Raw genomic sequence first — 9,104 nt, 5'->3', positions numbered from 1 at the left:
TTCCGTCTCGCTCCGCTGCTTGCGTCCGGTCGGCCCATCCAGAACCTCGAGACGCGACACCCGCCCAGTCGATGAGAAGTCCAATTGGGCGTCCATTTTGCCGTCCAATGCCATGATCAGAAACCCAATCCAAAATTGGATCCGCTTCTCTCATGCCGAGCACGGCCGCGCTAGAATGGGGTCGGCGTTGCGCTTACGTATAATCGTTTACTGTCTACTTTGTAATGTTTCACGCCAGAGATGTATTCTGGCCGGAGTCAGCGGCGTCCAGCGCCTGAGACTTTCGTCATCTCTTCTGTTGCATGCGTTGCCAGCACGCGCCCTGCAAGATAGAGCGAGCCACAGATCAGGATGCGGGGCGCGGGCACGGAAAGGGATGCCTGCCGAAGTGCGGCCTCGAGGTCCTGCGCCGTCTCTGCAGGCAGCCCATGGGCGCGCGCTGCTTCGGCGAGCCGTTCCGCGGGCACGGCATTCTCTTCCTCCGGAATGGTGATCGTCACCACCCGGCTGGCGATCCCGGCGAAGCAGCCGATGAAGCTTCCCACATCCTTGGTGTTGAGCATGCCCCACACGAGCACCAAGGGGCGCGAATGCCTGTCGTTCAATTCCGAGAAGGCCTGGGCCAGCACGCGGCCTGCTGAAGGATTGTGCCCGCCGTCCAGCCAGAGTTCGGCCTCCGCGGGCACCATTGCTGTCAGCGCGCCCTGCCCCAGCCGCTGCATGCGCGCGGGCCAGGAGGTGGATTTGACGCCCTCGGCGATGTGAACATCGCCGATCCGCGGATCGTTCAGGCGCCGCACCGCCGCGATGGCGTTGCCCGCATTGTCGATCTGGTGGCGGCCCTTGAGTTGCGGCATGGGCAGGTCGAGAAGGCCGGCCTCATCCTGGAACACGAGGCGGCCGTGCTGCTCATAGGCCTGCCAGTCCTGGCCGGCGATGTGGAGTTCCGCGCGCACGCGCTCGCCCACCCGCGCGATCGCGTCGCGCGCCTCGTCGGGCTGCGCCCCGATGATGGCGGGACGCCCGCGCTTCAATATGCCCGCCTTCTCCCCCGCGATGAGGGTGAGCGTATCGCCCAGATACTGCTGGTGATCATAATCGATGGTGGTGATGACGCAGAGTTCCGGCCTGTCGATGACGTTCGTTGCGTCAAGCCTGCCGCCGAGGCCCACCTCGAGAATGAGATAATCGGCGGGAGTCCGGCTGAAGGCGAGGAAGGCGGCAGCGGTGGTGATCTCGAAGAAGGTGATGGGCTCCCCGCCATTGGCCTGCTCGCACTCTTCCAGCAGCGCCGAAAGGTCAGCCTCTGAAATGAGCTCGCCCGCCACGCGGATGCGCTCATGGAATTTCACCAGATGGGGAGAGGTATAGGCGTGCACCTTGAGGCCGGCCGCCTCCATGATATGGCGGAGATAGGCCACGGTGGAGCCCTTGCCATTGGTGCCGGCGACATGGATGACGGGCGGCAGCTTGCGTTCCGGATGCCCGAGCTTCTGCAGGATGTCCTGCATGCGCCCGAGGCTCAGATCGATGATCTTCGGATGCAGCGACAACAGCCGCGTCAGGATGGCATCACTCAGAGCCACGTGATCAGCCCTGGACGGGAACGAGCGCGGTCGAAGGCACCTCGCGTGAGGGGGCTTTCATCAGCATGCGCACCATGCGGGAAAGCGTGTCGCGCATCTGGTGGCGGTGCACGACGATATCGACCATGCCGTGCTCTTCAAGGTATTCGGCGCGCTGGAACCCTTCCGGCAGCTTCTCGCGGATGGTCTGCTCGATCACGCGCTGTCCGGCAAAGCCGATCAAGGCCCCGGGCTCTGCCACATGCACATCGCCCAGCATGGCATAGGAGGCGGTGACGCCGCCGGTGGTGGGATGCGTGAGCACCACAATGTAGGGCAGCTTCGCGGCGCGCAGTTCCTGTACGGCGACCGTGGTGCGCGGCATCTGCATGAGGGAGAGGACGCCCTCCTGCATGCGCGCTCCACCCGACGAGATGAAGAAGATGAAGGGCGTCTTCTGCTCGGCGGCCTTGCGCATGGCGGTGACAATGGCCTCGCCCGCCGCCATGCCCAGCGACCCGCCCATGAAGGCGAAATCCTGCACCGCGATCGTCACGGGGAAGCCGTCGAGATCGCCAACACCGGCCTGGATGCAATCATCCACGCCGTTTTTGGTGCGGGCTTCCCTGATGCGGTCGGCATATTTGCGCTCGTCGCGGAACTTGAGGGGATCGGCCGGCACCTGCGGCATGGCGATCTTCTCATAGGCGCCATCATCGAACATGGACCTGAGACGCACGTCCGGCGGCATGCGCATGTGATAGCCTGATTGCGGCATCACATGCTGATTGGCCTCGAGGTCCTTGTAGAACACCATCTGCCCGGACTCAGGGTCCTTCACCCACATGTTCTCCGGCACCTCGCGCTTGTCGGTGCCGAGGATGGAGCGGATTTTCGGGCGGACGAAGTTCTTGATCCAGTTCATGGTGCGGCCTAGCTCCTCACGCCTTGCGCGATCTCGGCCACGAGCGTGTGCACGGCCTTGGCCGTATCTGGGGTCGCCTTTCCGGCATTTGTGAGGCTCTTCTCCACCGCGCTCACCAGGGCGGAACCGACGACAACGCCATCGGCATCCTTGGCGATCTGGCGGGCCTGCTCCGCCGTCTTGACGCCGAAGCCCACGCAGATGGGAAGCCCCGTGTGCTTGCGCAGGCGATTGACGTTGGCCTGCACATTCTTGAGGTCCGGCGCCTTGGTGCCGGTGATGCCGAGCACCGAGACGTAGTAGACAAAGCCAGACGTGTTGCGGAACACTTTCGGCGCGCGGTTGTCATCCGTCGTCGGCGTGGCGAGGCGGATGAAGTTCATGCCCGCATCGAGGGCGGGGATGCAGAATTCCTGGTCCTCTTCCGGCGGCAGGTCGACGATGATGAAGCCATCAGCACCGGCGGCCTTGGAGTCCTTCAGGAACTTCTCCACGCCATAGACATAGATCGGGTTGTAATAGCCCATGAGCACAATGGGCGTGTCCTGGTCGGCCTTGCGGAAATCGGTGACGAGCTGCAGCGTCTTCTTCATCGTCTGGCCGGCGTGCAGCGCGCGAAGCCCCGCGGCCTGGATCGCCGGGCCATCGGCCATCGGATCGGTGAAGGGCATGCCGACCTCGATCACGTCGGCGCCAGCCTTCGGCAGGCCGCGGATGATCTCGAGCGAGGTATCGTAATCAGGATCGCCCGCGGTGACGAAAGTCACGAGGGCAGCACGGCCCTCCTGTTTCAGGGCGGCGAAGCGGCGGTCAATGCGGGTCGTCACAGCTTCACTCCCAGAACCTCGGCCACCGTGAAGATGTCCTTGTCGCCGCGGCCGCAGAGATTCATCACCATCAGATGGTCCTTCGGCCTCGAGGGCGCGATCTTCATCACATGCGCCAGCGCATGGCTGGGCTCGAGGGCCGGAATGATGCCTTCAAGCTTGCAGCAGAGCTGGAAGGCCTCGAGCGCCTCCTTGTCGGTGGCGGAGACATATTCCACGCGCTTCATGTCATGCAGCCATGAATGTTCCGGCCCGATGCCGGGATAGTCGAGGCCAGCCGAAATCGAATGGCCCTCGATGATCTGGCCGTCGTCATCCATCAGCAGATAGGTGCGGTTGCCGTGCAGCACGCCGGGCTTGCCGCCAGTGATCGAGGCGGCATGGCCGGTCTTGGTCTCAAGCCCGTGGCCCGCGGCCTCCACACCGATGATCTCCACGCTCTTGTCGTCAAGGAAGGGGTGGAACAGGCCCATGGCATTGGAGCCGCCGCCGATGGCCGCCACCAGCGAGTCCGGAAGCCGGCCTTCGCGCTTCAGCATCTGCTCCTTCGTCTCGCGGCCGATGACCGACTGGAAGTCGCGCACCATTTCGGGATAGGGGTGCGGACCTGCCACCGTGCCGATGCAGTAGAAGGTATCTTCCACATTGGCCACCCAGTCGCGCAGCGCCTCGTTCAGCGCGTCCTTCAAGGTGCGCGAGCCCGACTTGGCGGGAACGACCTTGGCGCCCAGCAGCATCATGCGGAACACGTTGGGCTTCTGCCGCTCGATGTCGACCTCGCCCATGTAGACGATGCATTCGAGCCCGAAGCGGGCGCAGGCGGTGGCGGTGGCCACACCATGCTGGCCCGCACCGGTTTCCGCGATGATGCGCTTCTTGCCCATGCGGCGGGCGAGCAGGATCTGGCCCATGACGTTGTTGATCTTGTGGGCGCCGGTGTGGTTCAGCTCATCGCGCTTGAAATAGATTTTCGCGCCGCCGAGGTGCTCCGTCATGCGCTCGGCGAAATAGAGCGGGCTGGGGCGGCCCACGTAATGCTCGAGGAAGGAGTCGAGCTCCGTCTGGAAGGAGGGGTCGGCCTTCGCGTCCTTGTAGGCCTGTTCCAGCTCGAGGATCAGCGGCATCAGCGTTTCGGCCACGAAACGGCCGCCATAGATGCCGAACAGGCCGTTCTCGTCCGGACCCGTGCGGAAGGAATTGGGAGGTGTGACGTTCATGTGGCTTTGCCGCCTTTTCTCGAATGCTGGCCCGGTTCTAGCGGGCGGCCTTCGCCGCCTCAATGAATTTCCGGATGAGGCCTATGTCCTTGACGCCGGGGCTGGATTCCACCCCCGATGACACGTCTACTACGGGCGCGCCGGTGAGCCGGATGGCGGCTGCGACATTTTCGGGGTTGAGCCCCCCGGCCAGAATGAAGGCCGGGCGCGGGCTGCCATCCAGGAGGCCCCAGTCGAAGGCATGGCCGTTGCCGCCCGGCAGGGCATTCCCCAGCGTTTCCGGGGCCTTGGCATCATAAAGGATGAAGCTCGCCACGCCGGAGTAATCCGCCGCGGACGCGATGTCCGACCAGTCCCTGACGCGAATGGCCTTGATCACCGGTTTTCCCGTCAGCCGGGTGATTTCGGCGACGCGGGCCGGGCTTTCCGACCCATGGGCCTGGATCAGGTCCGGATCGACCTGGGCAGCGATCTCGGCCAGCAGCGCATCATCCGCATCGACCACCAGCGTCACGATCTTCGCGCGGCCGCGCGCGCGCGCCGCAAGGGCGGCCGCCTCCGCCAGCGACACGTTGCGCGGGCTGCGGGGGTAGAACACCAGCCCCACGAGCTCTGCCCCAGCGTCAAGGGCGGCATCGAGCGTCTCAGGCGTCGAGAGGCCGCAAATCTTGACCTCAGCCGGCATGGAGGCCCGCCAGAATGTCCTGTGCCGCGCGGGCCGGGTCCGCCGCCCCGGTGATGGCACGGCCGATCACCAATATGTCCGCCCCTGCGGCCAGGGCGGCCTCGGGCGTTGCCACCCGCTTCTGATCCTGGGTTGCCGTATCGGCGGGCCTGATGCCGGGGACGACGGTAAGGAAGTCCGGCCCCAGGTCATGCCGGATGCCGGTCAGGTCATGCGGGCTGCACACCACGCCATCCAGCCCGGCGCGCTTCGAGAGTTCGGCAAGCGAGCGGGCATGGGCCTCGGTGTTCTTCGCCGTCTCGAAACCTGCCGCCCAGATGTCGTCATCCGACAGGCTGGTGAGGATCGTCACCGCGATCAGCTTGGACTGGCCGGCGACCGCATCCGCCGCCGCCTTCATCATGTCGAAGCCGCCGGTGGCATGGAGGTTCACGATGGCCGGCCGGGGTGCGATCCGCATCAGCGCCTTCATGGCGGAGGCCACCGTGTTGGGAATGTCATGGAGCTTCAGGTCGAGGAAGATGGGAAGGCCCGTCTCCGCCACGCGCGCATATCCGGCAAGGCCATGGGCGTAGAAGAATTCCATGCCGACCTTGGCCCAGCCCACATGCGGCTTCAGCGCACGCGCCAGCGCCACGGCCTTGTCGAGGTCCGGCGTGTCGATGGCGACGCAGATCGGGTTGGCGGGCATGTCCGGTTCCTAAACGATAAATCCATCCATTTTACCCCCCTCCCCCCTGTGGGGAGGGGCAGGGGTGGGGGTCGGTCCACAGGCTCAGTTTCAAGTACCGGACTCGCGGTACCCCCACCCTTGATCCCTCCCCACAAGGGGGAGGGAAAGCCCGTTTCACCGAAATCAGCGGGCCTTTTGATACAGCATGATGGCCGTGGCAAGGTCCTCGATGGCGGTGCCTGCGGACTTGAACAGCGTGATCTCCTCCGCGCTGCTGCGGCCCTTGGCCTTGCCGCGGCAGAGCTCGAAGAGATCGCCCTTGATCTGGGCGAAATCGAACTTGCCCTCGTCGCGCGCCTGCAGCAGGTCACCTGCCTCAGCCAAGGCCCCCTCACGCGTGTCGACATAGACGCAGGCACGCGCCACGACCTCGGCGTCGGTCTCGCGCATCGTGGGCTTGAAGGCGCCGGCCAAATCCACATGCGTGCCGGGCCTCAGCCAGGCCCCCTTCACCACCGGCGCGGTGGCGGTCGTGACGCAGCTCACGATGTCGGACTGGCGCACGGCATGCTCGAGGTCTGCCACGGAATGCGCCTCGAAGCCCTCATGCGCCAGCTGGGCGGTGAGTTCCTCCGCCTTGGCCAGCGTGCGGCTGTGGATGAAAACGCGCTTGATCGGCCGCACGGCGGCATGGGCCCTGACGAAATGCGGGCCCAGGGCGCCAGCACCCACCAGCGTCAGTGTCGATGCATCCGCGCGGGCAAGGTAATCGGCGGCGAGTGCGGAGGCCGCGGCGGTGCGCCTGCGGGTGATCTCGCCGCCATCCATCATGGCGACGGTGGCGCCCGTCTTCTGCTCGATCAGCAGGTAACTGGCCTGGATCGTCGGCAACCCTTGCGCGGCGTTGTCGGACTTGAACACCACCGTCTTCAGTCCCGCCCAGTCCTTCGACCAGGCCGGCATGAGCAGCAGGGTCGAGACAGCAGACATGTCATGATGGTGGCGTACCGGCGTTTCGATCTCGGCGCGGAAGCCTTCGCGCAGCGCCTCCACGATGTCGCGATAGGGGCCAAGGCGGGCCACGTCGTCGGCGTTCAAAATCTTCACGGCTGATTATTCCTGGCGGTTTGCAACCACGGTCGACTGCAGGTCGCGCTTCTCGCGCTCATGCATCTGCTGGGTGCGGATGAGTTCGATCTTGGCCTCACGCGTGGCGCGGCGATATTTGGCATTGCCGCGCCAGGCCACATACCAGCCCGCGAAAATGCCGATCAACACGCCGCAGAAGACCAGCGCCCACAGCGGCATGTCCATGGTGGCGAAGGGATGGACCCGGTTGATCGGATCGAAGGAGACGGTGACCCACTGCCGGTTCGCCACGGCAAAGCCAATGCCCACGACTGCGATGGGCAGGCCCACGATCCAGTTGAAGATGGATTTGAGCGTCATGCGGCCTTTCTACGCCGTCCGGGAAGACTGCGCAATCAGGCCTTCTCGTTCAGCCGCTCGCGCAGTTCCTTGCCGGTCTTGAAGAAGGGCACGCGCTTGGCCACCACCTCGACGGCCTCGCCGGTGCGCGGGTTGCGGCCCATGCGGGCGTTGCGGGCCTTGGCGGAGAAGGCGCCGAAGCCCCGGAGTTCCACCCGGTCACCGTCCTTCAGCGCATCGATGATCTGGTCGAGCACGGTGTTCACGATGCGCTCGATGTCACGGTGATAGAGGTGCGGGTTCTTCTCGGCGATCTTCTGGACGAGTTCGGATTTGATCATGACGCTTCCCTGATTACTGAGCAGGGTGCCAAAGCACGAGCAGCCCGTCAAGCTGGGCCCTTTCGGCGGTTTCCTGGAAGCCCTCCAGCCCCAGCGCCCGAAGCGCCCAACCGGAAGCAAATCCAAGGCCCGTGGCGCCGGGATCCCGCCTCGGCTCCCAATCCTCGACCGGCAGCGCGGCGGGCACACTCTTCTCCGCCAGCAGCCAGGAGCGCGCCTCCGCCTCCCCGCCGATCTCGTCGATGAGCTTGACCTTGACGGCCTGGCGGCCCGTGTAGACGCGCCCGTCAGAGAGTTCACGCACGCGTTCCATCGGCAGGCCGCGGCGTTCGGCCACCAGCCCCATGAACCACTGGAACCCGTCATCCACCATCTCCATCGAGACGGCCCGGGCCTTCTCGGAGACAGGCCGGTAGGGCGAGGGTTCGGCCTTCATGTCACCCGATTTCAACTCCTCCATGCGGACCCCCACCATGTCCAGCAGGCGCGAAACCTCGGGAAAGCTGAAGATGACGCCGATCGAGCCGGTGATCGTATTGCCGCGCGCCACGATGCGGTCCGCCGCCAGCGCCGTGATGTAGCCGCCGGAGGCTGCCACCGTGTCCATCACCGCCACGACGGGCTTCTTGGACGCCATGGCCAGTACTTGCTCATAGACCGCCTCGGAGCCCGCCGTGGTTCCGCCAGGGCTGTCGATGCGCAGCAGCACGCCCTTGACCTGGTTCGCCTCACGCACTTCCTTCAGGAGGTCCAGCGTCTTCTGATCGCCGGTGATGAGGCCGCTGATGGAGATCCGCGCCACATGGTCAGCGCGTTTGCGCCCGCCTGCCTCCCACACCAGCGCGGCGATGGCAGCAATCGCCAGCACCACGGCGAGAATGCGCCACAGCGTGAGCTTGCGCCTGAGGCGGCGGCGATCGACGATGAGTTCGGCTTCGGAGATCATGCAGCGGGCTCCAGGCAGGATGTATAGGACCTATATAGGGCGTCATGACGCTGGAGGGAAACAGCGCAATCGGTTTCGAGATTTCCGCCTCCCGCACACATGCGTGGGGACGCGGCGAAGACCTCACTGCAAAAAAGAAAATGGCCGGGGCGTGCCCGGCCATTCTCACCAGCGATGCCGCCGGATTTATTCTTCGGTCTTCTGCTTCTTGAGGGCAGCACCCAGGATGTCGCCCAGCGAGGCGCCCGAGTCGGAGGAACCGTACTGTGCGACGGCTTCCTTCTCTTCGGCGATTTCGAGGGCCTTGATGGAGACGTTCATCTTGCGGGCCTTCTGGTCGAACACCGTGATCTTGGCGTCGAACTTCTCGCCCACCGCGAAGCGCTCCGGGCGCTGCTCGGCGCGGTCACGCGCGAGGTCGGCGCGCTTGACGTAGGCCGACATGTCGGTGCCGGCAACCTGCACTTCGAGGCCGTTGTCTTCGACCTTGATCACTT

General features: G+C 64.9%; 11 protein-coding genes. All 11 read right to left on the bottom strand.

The features are described from left to right. Nucleotides 1–257: 257 nt before the first annotated feature. Nucleotides 258–1,586 carry a bifunctional folylpolyglutamate synthase/dihydrofolate synthase gene (locus ACILRA_RS15090; protein WP_395662909.1) on the bottom strand — a complete coding sequence of 443 codons (1,329 nt, stop codon included), beginning with the start codon at nt 1,584–1,586 and terminating at the stop codon, nt 258–260. Nucleotides 1,587–1,590: 4 nt separating this feature from the next. Next, the gene (gene accD / locus ACILRA_RS15085) at nt 1,591–2,490 is read right to left on the bottom strand and encodes an acetyl-CoA carboxylase, carboxyltransferase subunit beta (RefSeq protein WP_395662908.1); all 900 of its coding nucleotides are present in this window, start codon (nt 2,488–2,490) and stop codon (nt 1,591–1,593) included. A gap of 8 nt (nt 2,491–2,498) precedes the next feature. Further along, nucleotides 2,499–3,317, bottom strand: coding sequence for a tryptophan synthase subunit alpha (trpA, locus tag ACILRA_RS15080; protein ID WP_395662907.1), 819 nt, complete (start codon nt 3,315–3,317; stop codon nt 2,499–2,501). Continuing rightward, the gene (trpB, locus tag ACILRA_RS15075) at nt 3,314–4,534 is read right to left on the bottom strand and encodes a tryptophan synthase subunit beta (protein ID WP_395662906.1); all 1,221 of its coding nucleotides are present in this window, start codon (nt 4,532–4,534) and stop codon (nt 3,314–3,316) included. The genes trpA and trpB overlap by 4 nt, the downstream gene beginning before the upstream one ends. Before the next feature lie 37 nt (nt 4,535–4,571). Then, nucleotides 4,572–5,219, bottom strand: coding sequence for a phosphoribosylanthranilate isomerase (locus ACILRA_RS15070; protein ID WP_395662905.1), 648 nt, complete (start codon nt 5,217–5,219; stop codon nt 4,572–4,574). Next, nucleotides 5,209–5,910 (bottom strand): orotidine-5'-phosphate decarboxylase, encoded by a 702-nt coding sequence (gene pyrF, locus ACILRA_RS15065; protein WP_395662904.1) that lies wholly within the window; start codon nt 5,908–5,910, stop codon nt 5,209–5,211. Before pyrF ends, ACILRA_RS15070 begins: the two co-directional genes overlap by 11 nt. A 165-nt stretch (nt 5,911–6,075) precedes the next feature. Further along, nucleotides 6,076–6,999: an ornithine cyclodeaminase family protein gene (locus ACILRA_RS15060; RefSeq protein WP_395662903.1), complete on the bottom strand. Its 924-nt coding sequence runs from the start codon at nt 6,997–6,999 to the stop codon at nt 6,076–6,078. A gap of 6 nt (nt 7,000–7,005) precedes the next feature. Next, nucleotides 7,006–7,341, bottom strand: a complete 336-nt coding sequence (locus ACILRA_RS15055) for a DUF1049 domain-containing protein (protein ID WP_395662902.1) — start codon at nt 7,339–7,341, stop codon at nt 7,006–7,008. A gap of 35 nt (nt 7,342–7,376) precedes the next feature. After that, nucleotides 7,377–7,661: an integration host factor subunit beta gene (locus ACILRA_RS15050; RefSeq protein ID WP_395662901.1), complete on the bottom strand. Its 285-nt coding sequence runs from the start codon at nt 7,659–7,661 to the stop codon at nt 7,377–7,379. 13 nt (nt 7,662–7,674) lie between these two features. Further along, on the bottom strand, nt 7,675–8,607 hold the full coding sequence (gene sppA / locus ACILRA_RS15045) for a signal peptide peptidase SppA (protein WP_395662900.1): 933 nt from the start codon (nt 8,605–8,607) through the stop codon (nt 7,675–7,677). A gap of 186 nt (nt 8,608–8,793) precedes the next feature. Beyond that, on the bottom strand, nt 8,794–9,104 hold a 311-nt coding region (locus ACILRA_RS15040; protein WP_395662899.1), incomplete at its 5' end, for a S1 RNA-binding domain-containing protein.

It is taken from the genome of Aestuariivirga sp. (assembly GCF_044239095.1).
Taxonomy (GTDB): Bacteria; Pseudomonadota; Alphaproteobacteria; order Rhizobiales; family Aestuariivirgaceae; genus Aestuariivirga.
The sequence above is the reverse complement of the archived record's forward strand: the minus strand, read 5'-3'. Positions and strand labels throughout refer to the sequence as shown.